Annotated in this window: 18 protein-coding genes; 15 read left to right on the top strand and 3 right to left on the bottom strand. The window is 74.7% G+C overall.

The window, feature by feature from the left end:
- Positions 1-43 precede the first annotated feature (43 nt).
- From Q1B24_RS04065 to Q1B24_RS04075, 3 genes are read right to left on the bottom strand one after another with little or no spacing between them, the layout of a single operon-like run.
- A complete protein-coding gene (locus Q1B24_RS04065; RefSeq protein ID WP_299923569.1) occupies positions 44-1,024 on the bottom strand; it encodes an SDR family NAD(P)-dependent oxidoreductase in 981 nt (326 codons plus the stop codon).
- 28 nt (positions 1,025-1,052) lie between these two features.
- On the bottom strand, positions 1,053-2,900 hold the full coding sequence (locus Q1B24_RS04070; RefSeq protein WP_299923572.1) for an ABC transporter ATP-binding protein: 1,848 nt from the start codon (positions 2,898-2,900) through the stop codon (positions 1,053-1,055).
- 60 nt (positions 2,901-2,960) lie between these two features.
- Positions 2,961-3,815: a DICT sensory domain-containing protein gene (locus Q1B24_RS04075; protein WP_299923575.1), complete on the bottom strand. Its 855-nt coding sequence runs from the start codon at positions 3,813-3,815 to the stop codon at positions 2,961-2,963.
- A gap of 93 nt (positions 3,816-3,908) precedes the next feature.
- On the opposite strand from Q1B24_RS04075, the gene Q1B24_RS04080 reads away from it, so the two are divergent.
- Genes Q1B24_RS04080 through idi form a run of 15 tightly spaced genes read left to right on the top strand, consistent with a single transcriptional unit; the run spans position 3,909 to position 17,423 of the window.
- Positions 3,909-4,952 (top strand): polyprenyl synthetase family protein, encoded by a 1,044-nt coding sequence (locus Q1B24_RS04080; RefSeq protein ID WP_299923578.1) that lies wholly within the window; start codon positions 3,909-3,911, stop codon positions 4,950-4,952.
- Positions 4,949-5,833, top strand: coding sequence for a squalene/phytoene synthase family protein (locus Q1B24_RS04085; protein WP_299923581.1), 885 nt, complete (start codon positions 4,949-4,951; stop codon positions 5,831-5,833). Before Q1B24_RS04080 ends, Q1B24_RS04085 begins: the two co-directional genes overlap by 4 nt.
- On the top strand, positions 5,830-7,452 hold the full coding sequence (gene crtI / locus Q1B24_RS04090; protein WP_299923584.1) for a phytoene desaturase family protein: 1,623 nt from the start codon (positions 5,830-5,832) through the stop codon (positions 7,450-7,452). The genes Q1B24_RS04085 and crtI overlap by 4 nt, the downstream gene beginning before the upstream one ends.
- A 7-nt stretch (positions 7,453-7,459) precedes the next feature.
- Positions 7,460-7,813 (top strand): lycopene cyclase domain-containing protein, encoded by a 354-nt coding sequence (locus Q1B24_RS04095; protein WP_299923587.1) that lies wholly within the window; start codon positions 7,460-7,462, stop codon positions 7,811-7,813.
- 7 nt (positions 7,814-7,820) lie between these two features.
- Positions 7,821-8,153 (top strand): lycopene cyclase domain-containing protein, encoded by a 333-nt coding sequence (locus Q1B24_RS04100; RefSeq protein WP_299923590.1) that lies wholly within the window; start codon positions 7,821-7,823, stop codon positions 8,151-8,153.
- Entirely contained in the window at positions 8,150-9,541 is a 1,392-nt protein-coding gene (locus tag Q1B24_RS04105) for a cytochrome P450 (protein WP_299923592.1), read from the top strand. The genes Q1B24_RS04100 and Q1B24_RS04105 overlap by 4 nt, the downstream gene beginning before the upstream one ends.
- Entirely contained in the window at positions 9,538-10,734 is a 1,197-nt protein-coding gene (locus Q1B24_RS04110; RefSeq protein WP_299923594.1) for a glycosyltransferase, read from the top strand. The genes Q1B24_RS04105 and Q1B24_RS04110 overlap by 4 nt, the downstream gene beginning before the upstream one ends.
- The gene (locus tag Q1B24_RS04115; RefSeq protein WP_299923596.1) at positions 10,734-11,234 is read left to right on the top strand and encodes a hypothetical protein; all 501 of its coding nucleotides are present in this window, start codon (positions 10,734-10,736) and stop codon (positions 11,232-11,234) included. Before Q1B24_RS04110 ends, Q1B24_RS04115 begins: the two co-directional genes overlap by 1 nt.
- Positions 11,231-12,109, top strand: a complete 879-nt coding sequence (locus Q1B24_RS04120; protein ID WP_299923598.1) for a phosphatase PAP2 family protein — start codon at positions 11,231-11,233, stop codon at positions 12,107-12,109. Before Q1B24_RS04115 ends, Q1B24_RS04120 begins: the two co-directional genes overlap by 4 nt.
- Positions 12,106-12,933: a UbiA family prenyltransferase gene (locus Q1B24_RS04125; protein WP_299923600.1), complete on the top strand. Its 828-nt coding sequence runs from the start codon at positions 12,106-12,108 to the stop codon at positions 12,931-12,933. Before Q1B24_RS04120 ends, Q1B24_RS04125 begins: the two co-directional genes overlap by 4 nt.
- Positions 12,930-14,177, top strand: a complete 1,248-nt coding sequence (locus Q1B24_RS04130; RefSeq protein WP_299923603.1) for an NAD(P)/FAD-dependent oxidoreductase — start codon at positions 12,930-12,932, stop codon at positions 14,175-14,177. Before Q1B24_RS04125 ends, Q1B24_RS04130 begins: the two co-directional genes overlap by 4 nt.
- Position 14,178: 1 nt before the next feature.
- On the top strand, positions 14,179-15,243 hold the full coding sequence (locus tag Q1B24_RS04135) for a 3-oxoacyl-[acyl-carrier-protein] synthase III C-terminal domain-containing protein (protein WP_299923606.1): 1,065 nt from the start codon (positions 14,179-14,181) through the stop codon (positions 15,241-15,243).
- The gene (locus Q1B24_RS04140; protein WP_299923609.1) at positions 15,240-15,779 is read left to right on the top strand and encodes an isoprenylcysteine carboxyl methyltransferase family protein; all 540 of its coding nucleotides are present in this window, start codon (positions 15,240-15,242) and stop codon (positions 15,777-15,779) included. Before Q1B24_RS04135 ends, Q1B24_RS04140 begins: the two co-directional genes overlap by 4 nt.
- On the top strand, positions 15,772-16,812 hold the full coding sequence (locus Q1B24_RS04145) for an NAD(P)/FAD-dependent oxidoreductase (RefSeq protein WP_299923612.1): 1,041 nt from the start codon (positions 15,772-15,774) through the stop codon (positions 16,810-16,812). Before Q1B24_RS04140 ends, Q1B24_RS04145 begins: the two co-directional genes overlap by 8 nt.
- Positions 16,809-17,423, top strand: a complete 615-nt coding sequence (gene idi / locus Q1B24_RS04150) for an isopentenyl-diphosphate Delta-isomerase (RefSeq protein WP_299923615.1) — start codon at positions 16,809-16,811, stop codon at positions 17,421-17,423. The genes Q1B24_RS04145 and idi overlap by 4 nt, the downstream gene beginning before the upstream one ends.
- The last annotated feature ends 47 nt before the right edge of the window (positions 17,424-17,470 follow it).

Below are 17,470 nucleotides of genomic sequence, written 5' to 3' on the forward strand. Positions count from 1 at the left end.
GCTCCTTCTGGGAGGTGGGGCGGGACGGTTGTCCCCGGCGATGCTATCGGCCGGATGACGACCGACTCACCCCGGTTTCCCGCACCCGTCGGCGGGCGAGCGCGACGGCGTTGGCGCCGATGGCGAGCAGGGCGTTGCCGTGCCCACCTCGCAGGCCGTTGTGCTCGTCGCGCGATCGCAGCACGTTGCCCGGGCCGGGAGCCACGTCGACCGTCTGGTCCTGCGCCGCGACGGCGAAGAGCGGACCGACGAGACGGTCGTACGCCCACGGCAACGCGATGAAGCCGAGGCGCATCACCTGGTTGGCGAGGCCGACCTGTCCACCGCTGCGGCGCCCGTCGGCGACGGCCAGGGCGCGACCGGCGACGCGCTCGGGCGTGGTGACCGGGAACGGTGGGCGCCCGGCCGCGTCGCCGTACGTCGCCGCCTGCCGGTAGATGGGTGTGTCGACGCCGCCGGGAGCGACGTACTCGATCCGGACGCCCGGGCGGTCGCGGTTGTCGACCCGGAGCTGGCGCACCAGCGCGCGGACGCCCCACTTGCTCACGACGTACGCCGCCATGTCGGGCACGGCGATGTGCCCGATGACCGAGCCGACCAGCACCAGGTTGCCGGCGCCCTGCGTGCGCAGCACGGGGAGCACGTGCCGGGCGAGGTTGACCGACCCGAGCAGGTTGGTGGCCACGACCTGGTCGAACACCTCGGCCGGCACGTCCTCCACCCGGCCGTAGGCGACCACGCCCGCGCTGCCGATGACCGTGTCGATCCAGCCGTGCTGCGCCATCACGGCCGCGACCGCGGCCTCGACCTCGTCGTCCCTGCTGATGTCGGCGGGCAGGACGGTCGTCGAGGCGGCACCGAGCGCGTCGCAGGCGTGGGCCACCCGATCGAGGGCGCCGCGACCGCGGGCGAGGAGCGCGAGGTGGTCGCCCTGGCGGGCGACGCGGTGGGCGGCGGCCTCACCGATGCCGCTGGAGGCACCGGTGACCAGGACGACGCGTGGCGGACGAGCGTGGGTCGGCATGACCGCCGGTACCCCCGCGCGGCCCCGATCAGACGTCGGCGGTCGCGTCGACGGCGACGACCTGCTCCGCCGCCTCGCCGGTCTGGACCCGCCACAGGGCGGCGTAGGACCCGCCGCGGTCGATCAGCTCGTCGTGCGTCCCGGCCTCCACGACCCGGCCGGCGTCGAGGACCCAGATGCGGTGGGCGTGCCGGACGGTCGAGAGCCGGTGGGCGACCACGATCGCGGTACGCCGGGCGGTGGCATGGCGCAGCGAGCGCTGGATCGCCGCCTCGGTCTCGTTGTCGACCGCACTGGTCGCCTCGTCGAGCACCAGCACCGCGGGGTCCCGCAGCAGTGCGCGAGCCAGGGCGAGCCGCTGCCGCTGGCCTCCCGAGAGGGTCACGCCCCGCTCCCCCACCCACGTGTCCAGGCCGTCGGGCATCGCGTCGATGAAGTCGAGCGCCGCGGCCGCCTCGGCGGCCTCGCGCACCTGCTCGCGGGTGGCGCCGGGGCGGCCGTAGGCGATGTTGTCGGCGACCGATCCGGCGAACATGAAGACGTCCTGGGCGACGTAGCCCAGCGACCCGCGCAGCGAGTCCCAGTCGAGGCCGCGCACGTCCTGGCCGTCGAAGAGGACCTGCCCCTCACGCGGGTCGTCGAAGCGCAGCACCAGGCGCAGCAGCGACGACTTCCCGGAGCCGGTGGAGCCCACGATCGCGTGGGTCTCACCCGCCGGCACCACGAGGTCGATGCCGTGCAGCACGTCGGGGCCGTCGGCGTAGCCGGCCCGGACGCCGCGCAGCTCGACCCGACCGGCCACGGGACGCTCGAGCGCCGTGGCACCGGCCGGCACGGTCACCGGCACCTGGAGCAGGCCGAGGATCCGGGCCGCCGACGCTCGCCCGCGCTGGTAGAGGTCGAGGACCTCAGCAACCTCGGTGAGCGGCCAGAGCAGGCGCTGGGTCATGAAGACCAGCACGGAGTAGAGGCCGACCTCGAGGTCGCCGCGCAGGGTCGCCCAGCCGCCCAGCAGCAACGTGCAGGTGAAGCCCGCCAGGATCGCCATCCGCACCAGCGGCACGAAGGCGGCCGACGATCGGATCGCGTCGGTGTTGGCCTCGCGGTAGGCCTGCGAGACCGACGCGACGCGGTCGCGCTCGCGGTCCTCGGCGGTGAACGCCTTGATGGTGGCGATGCCCGAGATGTTGGACGAGAGGGTGCTGGACAGGTCGGCGACGGCGACCCGGACCCGGTCGTAGAGCGGCTCGAGGCGGCGCTGGAAGACCAGCGAGCCGATCACGATCAGCGGGATCGGCAGGAAGGCCAGCACGAGCAGCTGGCCCGACGCGGCGGCGAACACCGCGCCGACGAGCAGCACGTTGAGCGCCGTCTGCAGGATCGCCGGCGCGCCGACGTCGAGGAAGCGCTCGAGCTGGTTGACGTCGTCGTTGAGCGTGGCGAGCGTCGAGCCGGCGGGACGGCTCTCGTGCCACCCGAGGTCGAGGTGCTGGACGTGGTCGTACGCCTCGACGCGCAGGTCGTGCTCGACGCCCTGCGCCAGGCCGCGCCACAGGACGCTGGCGACGTACTGGCTGACCGACTCCACGACCCACACGACGGCGTTGATCACCGCAAGCCAGCCGAGCTGCGCGAAGCGCGACTCGACGCCGAGGACCTCGCCGACGAACGACGCGTCGCCGCGCACCACCACGTCGACGGCCGCACCGATCAGCAGCTCCGGGACGACGTCGGCGACCTTGTTGACCGTCGACGCCGCGACGGCGCCCACGAACCGGGTGCGGTAGGCCCCGTAGCGGCGCCAGAGGTCACGCAGCGGCTGGACGACGTCGGGGGCAGCATCGGGGGCAGCATCGGGGGTGGCGGGCTCGGGCACCCGCACAGGTTAGGTGGCCCTAACCCGCCCCCCGTCAACGGCCCGCGTCAGTGGGCCGCGTCAGTGGGCCGCGTCGATGTAGGCGACCATCCGGTCGAAGAGCAGCGTCGCCCGGTAGAGGTCCTCGGACGCCCCGGGCGGGTCCGGCTGGGGTGGTACGTCGAGCGCGTCGCGCCAGCCGGGACGCAGGTCGTCGGCCAGCGTGGTGGCGATGCGACTGGCGTCGCGCACCACCTGCGGGTCGACCGACCAGACGGCCTCGAACGTGCGCTCGGCGGCGGGATCGGCACCCCCACCGGGGCGCTCGACCGCGACCAGGCACGCCGGCAGGTCGGCGGCGTCGCAGACGACGAGCCACTCGCGGTTGAGCGGCGACTCCGGCGGGATCGGGACCTCCACCGGGGCCCCGCGACGGGGCGGGGCGGCGTCACGCGTGTCGAAGTCGGCGAAGACGACGGCGACCTGCGCGGTCCGGGCGAGCTCGCGCCAGCGGTCGTAGGAGGCACGGAGGAACCGTTCGCGCTGGAACCCGCCGACGAGCACCGGGTCGGCGGCGCGCGCCGCGCACTCGTCCTCGATCGCATGGCTCATCGACACGAGCGTGCGGCGCGACAGCACCTGCGGCCTGAGCAGCGGGTGGAGGCGCCGGAGCTCGGCGAACACCGAGCCCGACCGGACCTGCGGAGCCTCGGCACGGTGGACGGCGGCGGCGAGCGACAGGCCGCCACGGCGGCGCGCCAGGACGTCGAGGACGGCGTCGACATCGGCGTCGCTGTAGCGCCGGTGCCCACCGGGCTGACGACGGGGCTCCGGAAAGCCGTAACGCTTCTCCCAGCTCCGGAGCGTCGAGATGGGTACTCCCGTCCTGTGGGCCAGATCACCGATAGTGAGGGATGCGCGAGCATGGGCGTCCAAACCTTGTCCACTCCTTTGCATCGTGCCTAGATTTAGTTGGAAGTGTTGCATAGGTTTGGACACCAAGGAACGGTCGAACTGCGGGAGGCACAGATGATCGGCACCGATACGGACGCGGCACTGGCTCGGATCCTCGAGGACGGCCGCCGACGCGCGGCCGCGATCGACGCCCACCACGCGCTCCTGTGGGAGGCGCTGTCCGCCGCGACCGAGGGAGGCAAGCGGTTCCGCCCCGCCCTGGTGAGGGCCACCCACGACGCGCTCGGCGGCGGGTCGCCGGACGCCGCGGCCGAGGTCGGGGCGGCCGTGGAGCTGCTCCACACGGCCTTCGTCATCCACGACGACGTCATCGACGACGACCACGTGCGGCGCGGGCGCCCCAACGTCAGCGGCACCTTCCGCGCACTGGCCGGTGTCGACGGAGCCGAGCCCGAGGTCGCCGCCGGCTACGGCCTCACCGCAGCGATCCTGGCCGGCGACCTCGCGCTCGCGGCCGCGGTCCGCACCGTCGCGCTGAGTGGTGCCCCGGCGCCGGTCGTCGGGCGGCTGCTCGACCTCTTCGACACGGCGCTGCACCGGACCGCCGCGGGCGAGCTCGCCGACGTCCGGCACTCCCTCGACCTCGCCCCCGCGACCCTCGCCCAGAGCCTGGAGATGGAGGCGCAGAAGACCAGCGCCTACTCCTTCATCCTCCCCCTCCAGGCCGGCGCGGTGCTGGCCGGGGCCGACGCGTCGACCATCGACCGGCTCGGCGAGGTCGGTCGCGCGATGGGGATCGCCTTCCAGCTCGCGGACGACCTGATCGGTGTCTTCGGCGATCCCACGCGCTCGGGCAAGAGCGCGACGTGCGACCTGCGCACCCGCAAGCAGACGCCACTGCTGGTGCACGCGCGCACCACCTCGGCGTGGCTGCAGCTGCAGGGCTACCTCGGCCGGGAGCTGAGCGACGAGGAGCTCGCCGAGGCACGGGACCTGCTCGTGGCCTCGGGCTCCCGGCGCTTCGTCGAGGACCTCGCCGAGCGCCACTTCGCCCAGGCACGGACGGTGCTCGACGGCCTCGGGATCCCGGCCGACCTGCTGGACGGCGTGGCCGTCCGACCGGCCGTCCTGGCCGACGGCAGCGAGGTGGCGGCATGACGTTCTTCGTGGGCCGCAGCGCCCCCCGCAGCCTCTACGACTCGGTGTCCGAGGCGAGCTCGGCCGTCGTCATCCGCGAATACTCCAGCTCGTTCGGCCTGGCCTCGCGCCTGCTCGCCGAGCCGGTGCGCACCCAGGTCCGCAACATCTACGCGCTCGTGCGCGTGGCCGACGAGATCGTCGACAATCCCGACCCGACGCTGGACCGATCGGCCCGGGCCACGATGCTCGACTGGCTCGAGGGGGACGTCGCGCACGCGATGCGCACCGCCTACAGCGGCAACCTGGTCGTGCACGCCTTCGCCCGCACGGCCATCGCCGTGGGCATCGAGCCCGAGATCGTCACCCCGTTCTTCACCTCCATGCGCACCGACCTCGACACCGGGTCGCACACGCAGGAGACGTTCGACCGCTACGTCTACGGCTCGGCCGAGGTCGTCGGGCTGATGTGCCTGCGCGCCTTCCTGGCCGCGCCCGACGCGCGGCCCGACCGCGACCAGCAGTACGAGCGGCTCTCCCCCGGCGCACGGAGCCTGGGTGCGGCCTTCCAGAAGCTCAACTTCGTGCGGGACCTGTCCGACGACCACGACCTGCTGCGCCGCGACTACTTCCCCGGCCTCGACGTCGAGACGTTCTGCGAGGCCGACCGCGACCGCATCCTCGACGACGTCGACGACGACCTGCGTGCGGCCGCCGCCGTGGTGCCGACCCTCCCCCCGAGCAGTCGCCGCGCGGTCCGGGCGGCCCACGCGACCTTCGCCGAGCTGGCCCAGCGGCTGCGCGCCGCCTCGCCGGAGGAGATCCGACGCACCCGCGTCCGGGTCCCCACGCCGGTCAAGCTCCGCCTGGCCGCCAGCTCGCTGCGGGGAGGACGCTCGTGACGCTCCGCCTGCCCGATCGCCTCAGCCGATTCGCCCCGACGCCCCGCAGGACGGGAGACGGTGCGCCCCAGCGGGTCGTGGTCGTCGGCGGCGGCATCGCCGGCCTCGCCACCGCGGCGCTCCTCGCCTCGCGCGGCCACTCGGTCGACCTCCTCGAGAAGAACGACGACCTCGGCGGCCGCGTCGGCAGCGTGGAGCGCGACGGCTACCGGTTCGACACCGGCGCCTCGTGGTACCTCATGCCCGAGGTCTTCGAGCACTTCTTCGAGCTCCTCGGCACCTCGGCCGAGGACGAGCTCGACCTGACCGTGCTAGACCCGAGCTACCGCGTGTTCTTCGAGGGCCACCCCGAGCCGGTCGACCTGCGGCCGGACCGGGAGCACAACCGCGCACTGTTCGAGTCGCTCGAGCCCGGGGCGGGAGACCGCTTCGACGCCTACCTGCGCTCGGCCGAGGACACCTACGACATGGCCGTGCGTCGGTTCCTCTACACGAGCTTCGACTCGCCCACGGCCTTCGTGCACCCCGACGTCGTACGCCGGACGCCGGCGCTCGGCCGGTTGCTGACGAGGTCGCTGGAGAGCCACGTCGCCGGCTCGTTCACCGACAACCGGCTGCGGCAGGTGCTGGGCTACCCAGCGGTCTTCCTCGGCTCCTCCCCCAGCCGCACGCCGAGCATGTACCACCTGATGAGCCGCCTCGACCTCGGCGACCGCGTCCTCTACCCCCAGGGCGGGTTCACCCGGCTCATCCGGGCCATCGCCGACCTCGCGGAGAAGCACGGCGCGCGCCTGCACACCGGGGCGGCCGTCACCCGGATCCTCACCTCGGACGCAGGAGGTGGACGTCCCGTGGTGACCGGCGTCGAGCACGAGTCGGCGAGCGGGCTGCAGACGCTCGACGCCGACGTCGTCGTCGGGGCGGCCGACCTCCACCACCTCGAGACCGCGCTGCTGCCCACCGAGCTGCAGACCCACCCCGAGCCGGCGTGGCGCGACCGCTCCCCCGGGCCCGGCGCCGTGCTGGCGATGCTCGGCGTCGAGGGCCGGCTGCCCGAGCTGCCGCACCACTCGCTGTTCTTCACCCGCGACTGGGGGCAGAACTTCGGCGACATCTTCGGCAAGGATGCCCGCGTGCCCGATCCCGCCTCGATCTACGTCTGCAAGCCGTCGGAGACCGACCCGAGCGTCGCGCCGGAGGGCTGCGAGAACCTGTTCGTGCTCGTCCCCGTGCCGGCCGACACGACCATCGGCAGCGGCGGCGACGACGGAGCGGGCTCGGAGACCGTCGAGCGCACCGCGGACGCCGCGATCGACCAGGTCGCGTCCTGGGCGGGGATCCCCGACCTGCGCGAGCGGATCCGGGTGCGCCACACCGTCGGCCCCGAGGACTTCGCCACCCGCTACCACTCGTGGCGCGGCGGTGCCCTCGGCCTCGAGCACACCCTGCGCCAGAGCGCGTTCCTGCGCCCGGGCAACGTCTCGGCCAAGGTCGACGGGCTGCTCTACGCCGGCGCGAGCACGGTGCCCGGGGTCGGCCTGCCGATGTGCCTGATCAGCGCCGAGCTCGTGCTCAAGCGGCTCACCGGCGACCGGTCGAGCCTGCCGGTGCAGGCATGATCACCTGATGAGCCTGCCCCACTGGTCCTACGTCGCCATGCTGGCGTTCTGCCTGGCCGGCACGTTGCCGCTGGTGCCCGCGTTCCGGCTGCAGGTGCTCCGGCAGCCGGGGCGCCTGCTGCTCACCATCGGTCTCGCCGGCACACCGTTCCTGCTGTGGGACCTGTGGGCCACGCACGTCGGCCACTGGTGGTTCGACGAGGACCAGACGCTGCCGTGGCGGCTGGTCGGCCTGCCGCTGGAGGAGATCGCCTTCTTCGTCGTCATCCCGGTCGTGTCGGTGCTGACGCTCGAGGGCGTGAGCGCGGCCCGGCGCGGCGTACGCCCCTGGACGCCACGGGCACGCGGGGAGGCGAGGTGAGGGGCACGTGACCTACACCGCCATCGCCCTCGCCTGCGTGCCGCTGGCCCTCGTGCTGGACCGGTGGGTCGCCCGGACGCGCGTCACCTCGACCCGTGACTGGTGGAGCGCCTACGCGATCATCGTGTTCTTCCAGCTCCTCACCAACGGCTGGCTCACCGGCCGCGGCATCGTGCGCTACTCCGGCGATGCCATCATCGGCAGCGGACGGATCACGATGTTCGGTGACGGCCGCCTGTTCTACGCCCCGGTGGAGGACCTGATGTTCGGCTTCGGGCTGGTGCTCTGCAGCTGCGTGGCGTGGACCTGGCTGGGCCAGCGACGCGAGGTGCGCCGATGAGCGTGGCGACCCGCCTGCAGGCGATGCAGCCGACCGACGTCGGGGTCCCGGGTCCGACGTCGTGGGACATGGCCCGGGCCTTCCGGTCGGTCCGCGCCGACCCGCTCACCTTCCTCGGCGAGGTGTCGCAGCGCTTCGGCGACACCGTCTCCTTCCCGGTGCCCGGCGCGCCGGCCCTGCTGCTCAACGACCCCGCCGACGTCAAGCACGTGCTCCAGACCTCGGCCCGCAGCTGGGGCAAGGACACCGTCCAGTACGCCGCCCTCGCCCGGGTGACCGGGCCCGGCCTGCTCGCCTCGGCCGAACCGAGCTGGATCGACCACCGACGCCTCGCCGCACCGGCCTTCCACCACCAGCGCCTCGAGGCGGTCGGCGACGAGGTGCGCGCCGCCGCCCGCACGGCCATCACCGCACGGCTCGGCGGCACGGCCCGCTCGGGTGAGGTGGTCGACGTCGCCGCACTGACCCACACCATCGGCCTCGACGCTGTCGGGCGGGCGCTCTTCAGCACCGACTTGTCCGACCAGGCCCACGACCTCCTGGCCGCCACGAGCGAGGCAGCCGACCTCGTGGTGCGGCTCGGCCGGTCGATCCTCCCCCGCGCCGAGTGGACGCCGACCCGGACCAACCTCCGGCTCCGCTCCGCACGCCGGCGCCTCGACGCCGGTGCCGCCGCGATCATCGCCGAGCGGCGGGCCCGCAACGCCCACGCCGGCGCGACGGCCCACCACGGCGACGACCTCCTCGGCCTGCTGCTCGACAGCGGCATGCACGACGGGGAGATCCGCGACGAGCTCGTGACGATGGTCATCGCCGGCCACGAGACCGTGGCCGCCGCTCTGGCCTGGACCCTGATGCTGCTGGCCGAGCACCCGGTGGCCCAACGGCGCGTGCGCGACGAGCTCGCCCGCCACGCCGGTCCCGTGCCGCTCGTGGGTCACCGCGACCGGCTGCCGTGGACGCGCGCCGTCGTCGACGAGGCTCTCCGCCTCTACCCGCCGGCGTGGGCCATCTCGCGCCGCTCGCACCGCGACGACGAGCTCGGCGGGCGACCCGTGCCCGCCGGCACGCTGGCCATCATCAGCCCGTGGCTGGTCCACCGCCGCCCCGACCTCTGGCCCGAGCCCGAGGCCTTCCGCCCCGAGCGGTTCCTCGACGGCACCGCCCGCACCGGCTACCTGCCCTTCGGCCAGGGACCCCGGCTCTGCATCGGGCGCGAGTTCGCGCTCGGGGAGATGGTCGTCGTGCTCGCCGAGCTGCTGCGCGAGCACCGGCTCGAGGTGCCCGGCGGCCCGGGCGCGTGGACGCGCCCCGTGGCGGAGGCCAAGGTGGCCGTCCACCCCCGCGGCGGGATGCCGCTCGTCGTACGACGGACGGGCTCCCCGTGACGTCCGCCCTCCTCGTCGACCTCGTGCTCGCGGTGCTCCTCCTCGCGGTAGCGGCGTGGGCCCAGCGACTGCTGGCCGACCTGCGGACACTGCCCGGACCCGACGACCGGGCGGGCGCCGCGGCGCTCCCGGTGCCCACGGTCTCGGTGGTCGTGCCGGCCCGCGACGAAGAGCAGACCCTGCCCGCGCTGCTGCGGTCGGTGGCCGCCCAGGGCTCGGCGGTCCTCGAGGTCGTCGTGGTGGACGACGCGTCCCGCGACGCGACCGCAGCGGTCGCGCGGGCGAGCGGCGCGCGTGTGGTGCCGGCCGGCACCCCGCCGCCCGGGTGGACCGGCAAGGCATGGGCCTGCCATGTCGGCGCCGGGGCGACGACGGGCGACCTGCTGCTCCTGCTCGACGCCGACACGGTCCTCGAGCCCGGCGCGCTCGCCGGCCTGCTGACCGCCCACGCCCGGCACGGAGGGCTGGTGTCGGTGCAGCCGCACCACGACGTCGTACGCCCCTACGAGCAGCTGTCGGCCTACTTCAACGTGGTCGCCCTGATGGCCAGCGAGGCCTTCACGCGTCGCGCCGCCCGGGAACGCCCGACCCACGCGCCGATGGCGTTCGGGCCCTGCCTGCTGACCTCGCGCGACGACTACGAGCGCGCGGGCGGCCACGAGGCCGTCCGCGGCGAGATCCTCGACGACGCCGCCCTCGCAGCCGCCTACCACCGGGCCGGGCTGCCGGTGTGGTGCGCGGTCGGGGGTGCCGCGGTGCGGATGCGCAGCTATCCCGGCGGCCTCGGCCAGCTCGTGGCCGGGTGGACCAAGAACATCGCCTCCGGGGCGTCCGCCGCGGCGCCTGCGGCCACCGCGGCCACGGTTGCCTGGATCAGCGCCCACCACGCCGTGGCCGTCGGGGCGCTCCTGTCCCTCCTCGTCGCCGTCGCCGGGCGGGGCTCGTCCCTCGTGGTGGGCAGCCCTGCTCTGTGGGGGGTGGCCTACGTCGCCGTGGCCCTGCAGCTGCGGTGGATGCTGGGGCGCGCCGGCTCGTTCCGGTGGTGGGCGTGGGCACTGTTCCCGGTGCCGCTGCTGGCCTTCGACCTGGTCTTCGCGCGCTCGCTCGCCCTCACCGCCGTACGCCGCTCCGTGTCGTGGCGCGGCCGCGAGGTCTCCCTCGCCGACCACCGGTCCGGGGAGGGGGTGGCCTGATGCTGCGACTCGTCATGCCGCAGACCCTCACGATCGTGGTCGACGTCGTCGCGTGGGGTGTCTTCCACGCCGCCACGGGCTACGCCGCCCACCGCCTCAGCGACGAGCGGCTGGCACGCGACGGCTGGGGACTGCGGGAGCGCAGGTTCGAGGACCGCGGCCGCTGGTACCGACGCCGCCTGCACATCCACCGCTGGAAGGACCGGGTCCCCGAGGCGGGTGCCCTGTTCGCCGGCGGCGTCAGCAAGCGCGAGCTGCCCGCGCGCGACGCCGCGGGACTCGAGATGTTCGTGCGCGAGACTCGCCGGGCCGAAATGGGGCACTGGTGGGCCATGTGGTGCAGCCCGCTCTTCGTCCTCTGGAACCCGCCCCTGGCCGCGGCCCTGCTCGCCGCCTACGGCGTGCTGGTCAACCTGCCGTTCATCGCCATCCAGCGCTACAACCGTTTCCGGACCCAGGCGGTCCTCGAGCGGCTCGCGCGCCGGCGGAGCGCGCCATGACCAGCCCCGCGACCTCGCGCACCGACACCGTCGAGTCCACCGCGGCGGCGCCGCGGCCCGGGATCGCCCCCGCACCGGCGACGGACTCCCGCCACGGTCCGATCGCCCAGCTGCTGATCGCCTGGTCGCCGCTCAGCGCCATCCTGGTGGCCTACTGGGTGGCGCAGTGGGTCACCGCGCCGCTCGGGGTGGGCGACGGCGCCGACACCAACCGGCTCGGTGCCAGCCTCCACGTGCTCGGACCGGCTCGTGCCGACGAGGCGCTGCTCGGCGCGGTGCCGAGCGTGTGGCTGCAGGGCCGTCTCGTCGACGGCTCCCCCCACTGGTACGACGTCGTGGCCGCGCTGGTCTACGTCACCCACTTCGTCACCATCCCGCTCATCACCGCGGTCGTGTGGTTCCGCCTGCGTGACCGGTTCGGCGAGTGGCTCACCGCCGTGCTGTCGATGTCGCTCCTCGGCATCGCCGGCTACCTCTCCTACCCGGCCGCTCCGCCCTGGCTGGCCGCGCAGCGCGGCGACATCGGCGCGATCGACCGGATCTCCCACCTCGGCTGGGAGGGGCTCGGGCTCGACGGCATCGGCCGCCTCGTCCAGCTGGGCCAGTCGGGCAGCAACCCGGTGGCCGCGATGCCCTCGCTGCACGCCGGGGCCGCGCTCCTCGCGGCGCTCTTCCTGTGGCCGTCGGTGTCGCGGGTCTCGCGCGTGCTGCTGGCGGCGTACGCCCTGGCGATGGCGCTCACGCTCGTCTACACCGGCGAGCACTACGTCGTCGACGTCCTCGCGGGCTGGCTCGTCGCGGTCGTCGGTGTCGGCGCCGCGCGCCTGGTCGGCTGGCTCACCCGGGAGCCCGACGCGCTCTGGGGCACGCGGTGACCACCCGACCGGTGGGCCCGGAGGTCACCAGCCCCTCGCCCGTGAGGGCGCTGGTGGGGGCGGCGCACCCCGGTCCGGCGTTGGCGGTCACGGTCCTGGCGGGCCTGCTCGCCGTCGCGCAGGGCCTGGCTCCGACGACGACCGTCGTGCTGGTGGCCGCCGTGCTCGCGGGCCAGCTCTTGGTCGGGTGGAGCAACGACCTCGTCGACCGCACGCGGGACCGCGCCGCGGGTCGCCGCGACAAGCCCCTGGCGACCGGCACCGGCTCGGTGGCCGTCGTCCGGACCGCGTGCGGTGCGGCCGTGGTCGCCTGCGTCGTGCTGTCCCTCGCGCTCGGACCTGCCGCCGGCCTGGTGCACCTGGCCTGCGTCGCGTCCGCCTGGGCCTACAACCTCTGGCTCAAGACGACGGTGTGGTCGTGGGCGCCCTACGCCGTGTCCTTCGGCGGTCTCACCGCGGTCGTCACCCTCGCCGACGGCGAGGCACCGCCGTGGTGGTGGCCGGTCGGCGCCGCCCTCCTCGGCGTGGGGGCCCACCTGCTCAACGTGCTGCCCGACCTGGCCGACGACGCCGCCACGGGCGTGCGCGGCCTCCCCCACCGGCTGGGCCCGCAGCGCATCGGACCCGTCGCTGCCGTCGTCCTCGTCACGGCGTCCGTCGTGGTCCTCGTCGGGTCCGGCCCGCCGCTCGTCGTCACCGTCGCGGTGGTCACCGTCGTGCTCGCCCTCGCTGCCGTCGTCGTCGTGGGCACCGGACGGTCCCCCTTCGTCGCAGCGGTCGGCATCGCGCTGGTCGACGCCCTGCTGCTGGTGGTCGCGCGATGAGCCATGACACCGCCACCGAGCACTGGGACCTGGTCGTCGTCGGCGCCGGGCCCGCCGGGTCGGCCACCGCGCTCGGCGCGCTGGCCGAGGACCCCGACCTGCGCGTGCTGCTCCTGGACCGCAGCGAGTTCCCCCGCGACAAGTCCTGCGGCGACGGCATCGCGCCCCACGTGCTCGACGCCCTTGCGCCGGTCGGGGCGGCCGATGTCGTCGACGGCTGGTCACCGCTGCGCGACCTCGAGCTGGCCCACGGTGACGTCTCCGTCGCCGGCCCGATGCGTCGCGAGGTGCACGTCGTGCCGCGCCGGGTGCTCGACGCCCGGCTGGTCGAGCGGGCCGTGGCCGTCGGTGCCGTGCTGCGTACGCACCGCGCCACCTCCCTGACGCGGACGGGGACCGGGACCCCAGTGGTGTCGGGCGAGATGTCGGCCGACGTCGTGGTCGGCGCCGACGGCGCCCACTCGTTCGTCCGCACCGCGTTGCTCGGCAAGCGCCGCGAGCCGCGGGCGATCGCGATCCGCGGCTACGCGCCGACCACGCCCGAGACGGCCGGTCGACAGGTCATCCGCTACGGCACCCGCCGCCAGCCGTCCTACGCGTGGGCCTTCGACCGCGGCGACGGGCTGGCCAACGTCGGCTACGGCGAGCTGCTGCCGGACGAGCGCAGCGGCGGTGCCCCGAGCCGTCGCCTGCTCCTGGACCAGCTCGAGGAGCTCGTGCCGGGTGCGGCGCGCACCGGCGGCGACTGGCGCGGCCACCACCTCCCGCTGAGCTCCTGGCGCTGGGACCAGCCCGACGGGCCCGTCCTCCTCGTCGGCGACGCCGCCGGTCTGGTCAACCCGCTGACCGGCGAGGGCATCTACTACGCCGTCGCCACCGGCGTCGCGGCCGGCCGCACCGCCGCGCGGGCCGTACGGGCCGGGCGACCGGCGGACGCCGGCGCCGAGCACCGACGCGTCGTACGCTCGCTGCTGGCCACGCACCTGCGGCACACCTGGGCGGCCGGGCGGCTGGCCCGGTCGCCGCGCATCGTCGACGCGGGGATCCGCGCCGCCGGCCGCGACCGGCACGCCTTCGACGCGCTCGTCGAGCTCGGTCTCGGCGGCGGTCGCATCGACGCCCGACTGGCGGGCGGGCTGGTGCGCAGCCTGGCCCGTCCCGACCGTCCGGACGGACCCACCCCCGACCTGCCGCCCAACCTGCCCCCCGACCTGCCCACGACCCCCACACCCCGAGGTGGCTGACATGAGGATCCTCTCCGTACGAGGCGCACTGCCGCCGCACTCCCACCCGCAGGAGGAGATCACCGAGGCCTTCGGCGAGTTCATCTCCGAGCGCAGCCTCGACCGGTCCCTGATGCGGCGCTTCCACGCCAACGCCGGGGTCGAGCGACGCCACACCGTCCTGCCGCTCGACCAGTACGCCGGACTGGGCGACTTCGGGCAGGCCAACGACCTCTTCATCGAGCACGCCGTCGAGCTCGGTTCCCGGGCGCTCGTCGACGCGCTGAAGGCGGCGGACCTGACCCCGTCCGACGTCGACCTGGTCGTCACCGCGACGGTCACCGGGCTCGCCGTGCCCTCGCTCGACGCGCGCATCGCCGCGCAGGTCGGGCTGCGCGAGGACGTCCGCCGGATGCCGCTCGTCGGGCTCGGGTGCGTCGCCGGGGCGGCCGGCATCGCCCGCGTGCACGACTACCTGCTCGGCCACCCCGACCACACCGCGGTCCTCATCGCCGTGGAGCTGTGCTCGCTGACCGTCCAGCGCGACGACGCCTCGGTGCCCAACCTGGTCGCGAGCGGGCTCTTCGGCGACGGTGCGGCCGCCGTCGTCGCGGTGGGCCGGTCCGGCCGGTCGGGGCGGCCGGGTCCGGTCGAGGTGCTCGACTCGCGCAGCCGGCTCTACCCCGACAGCGAGCGCACCATGGGCTTCGACGTCACGGGCAGCGGCCTGCGGATCGTGCTCGACGCCGAGGTGCCGACCCTCGTCGGCAGGTTCGTGCGCGGCGACGTCGACGCCTTCCTGGCCGACCACGGGCTCACCCGCGCCGACATCGGCTGGTGGGTCTGCCACCCCGGCGGCCCCAAGGTGATCGAGGCCCTCGAGGAGGCGCTCGAGGTGCCGCGCGAGGCGGTCCGGCTGACCTGGGACTCGCTGGCCCGCGTCGGCAACCTGTCGTCGGTCTCGGTGCTCCAGGTCCTCGAGGACACGCTGCGCGAGCGCCCGCCCGCGCCCGGCAGCCACGGCGTCCTGATGGCGATGGGCCCGGGCTTCTGCTCCGAGCTGGTGCTGCTGAGGGCCGTCGCGTGACCAGCCTCGTCGCCTTCACCGTCCTGGTGGCACTCGTCGGTCTCGAACGGGTCGCCGAGCTGGTCGTCTCCACCCGCAACGCGAGGTGGAGCCGCGAGCGCGGCGGCGTCGAGCACGGCCTGGGGCACTTCCCGTTCATGGTCGTGCTGCACACCGCCCTCCTGGTCGGCGCGCTCGCCGAGGCGTGGATCCGGCAACCTCAGGTGCCGTCCCTGCTGGCCTGGTCGATGCTCGCCCTGGTCGTCGCGTCCCAGGCTCTGCGCTGGTGGTGCATCGCGACCCTCGGCCCGCGCTGGAACACCCGCGTGATCGTCGTGCCGGGCATGGCGCCCGTGACGTCGGGGCCCTACCGGTTCCTGCGCCACCCCAACTACGTCGCCGTCGTCGTCGAGGGCGTCGCGCTGCCGCTGGTGCACGCGGCCTGGATCACCGCCCTGGTGTTCACGGTCCTCAACGCCGCCCTCCTCGTCGTACGCATCCGGGTCGAGGACGCGGCGCTCGCGACGCTGCCGAGCGCGGAGCCGGCCGGTGCGTGACCTCGTGGTGGCCGGCGGCGGGCCGGTGGGCCTCACAGCGGCGCTGCACGCCCACCGAGCCGGGCTCTCCGTCGTCGTGCGCGAGCCGCGCACCGGCCCGATCGACAAGGCGTGCGGCGAGGGGCTGATGCCCGGGGCCGTGGCCGAGCTGGCCGCCCTCGGGGTCCACCCGCGCGGGCGCGAGCTGAGCGGCATCCGCTACCTCGACGGCTCGGCCGGGGGCCCGGGAGCCACGGCGCGCTTCTCCCGCGGTCCGGGTCGCGGCGTGCGTCGCACCGTGCTCCACGACGCGCTCGCCGGGGAGGTCGCCGCCGCCGGCATCACCCTCGACCCCCGTGCGGTGACGCGCGTGGACGACGCCGGCGACCACGTCCTGGTCGACGGGGAGCCCGCCCGCCACCTCGTCGCCGCGGACGGGCTGCACTCCCCCGTGCGCCGCATGGTGGGCCTCGACGCACCGGTGGACGGGCGACGACGCTTCGGCCTGCGGTGCCACGTGCAGCAGGCGCCGTGGACGTCGTACGTCGAGGTGCACTGGTCACCGCGCGCGGAGGCCTACGTGACGCCGGTCGACGACGACCTCGTCGGCGTCGCGGTGCTGGGCGACGCCGGCTCGCGCTTCGAGGACCTCCTCGACGACTTCCCGCTGCTGCAGGAGCGCCTGACCGGCCCGCGCACGCGGGTGATGGGGGCCGGGCCGCTGCGGCAGCGCGCCCGCTCCCGGTCGGCCGGACGGGTGCTGCTCGTCGGCGACGCCGGGGGCTACGTCGACGCCCTCACCGGCGAGGGACTCGCCCTCGGACTGGCCCAGGCGCGCGTCGCCGTCGCGTGCGTCGCCGAGGGCCGCACCGACCGCTACGACCGGCTGGCCCGCCGGCTGGGCGCACGCCACGAGCTCCTCACGCACGCGCTCCTGCGCGCCACCGCCCATGCGTCCGTCCGCAGGCACCTGGTCCCGGCAGCAACGACGCTGCCGTGGCTCTTCGACACCGCCGTCAACCAGCTCGCCCGACCCGTGGGGAGGCCCGCATGACCACGACCGAGACCAGCACGACCGACACCGTCACGCCCGAGCAGGTGGTGCTGCTCGACGAGGACGGGCAGGCCGTCGGCACCGCCGACAAGGCCGGCGTCCACCACGCCGACACCCCCCTCCACCTGGCGTTCTCCTGCTACCTCTTCGACGGCGACGGCAACGTGCTCGTCACCCGCCGTGCGCTGCACAAGCGGACCTTCCCCGGCGTGTGGACCAACAGCTGCTGCGGCCACCCCGCTCCCGACGAGCCGCTCGAGGACGCCGTACGCCGCCGGGTGGAGCAGGAGCTCGGCACGACGGTCACCGGCCTGCGGCTCGTGCTGCCACGGTTCCGCTACCGCGCCGAGCAGGAGGGCGTCGTCGAGAACGAGATGTGCCCGGTCTTCGTCGGCTCCGCCGAGGGCGCCGTGACACCCGACCCGGACGAGGTCGAGGACGCCCGCTGGGAGCCGTGGCCGGCGTTCCGGGCGGGGGTCCTCGACGGGAGCCGGACGGTGTCGGTGTGGTGCCGCGAGCAGGTGGCGCAGCTGCCGGCCGACCCGGCGTCCGTGGCGGCCGCCGACGTCGACGACCTCCCGCCCGCTGCGCGGGCAACCGGGACGCCCTGAGGTTTCGTCGTTCACCGGTGTCGCGGCCCCTCCGTGTGGCACCCTGT

The organism is uncultured Nocardioides sp. (assembly GCF_947488025.1).
In the GTDB taxonomy this organism is placed as follows: domain Bacteria; phylum Actinomycetota; class Actinomycetes; order Propionibacteriales; family Nocardioidaceae; genus Nocardioides.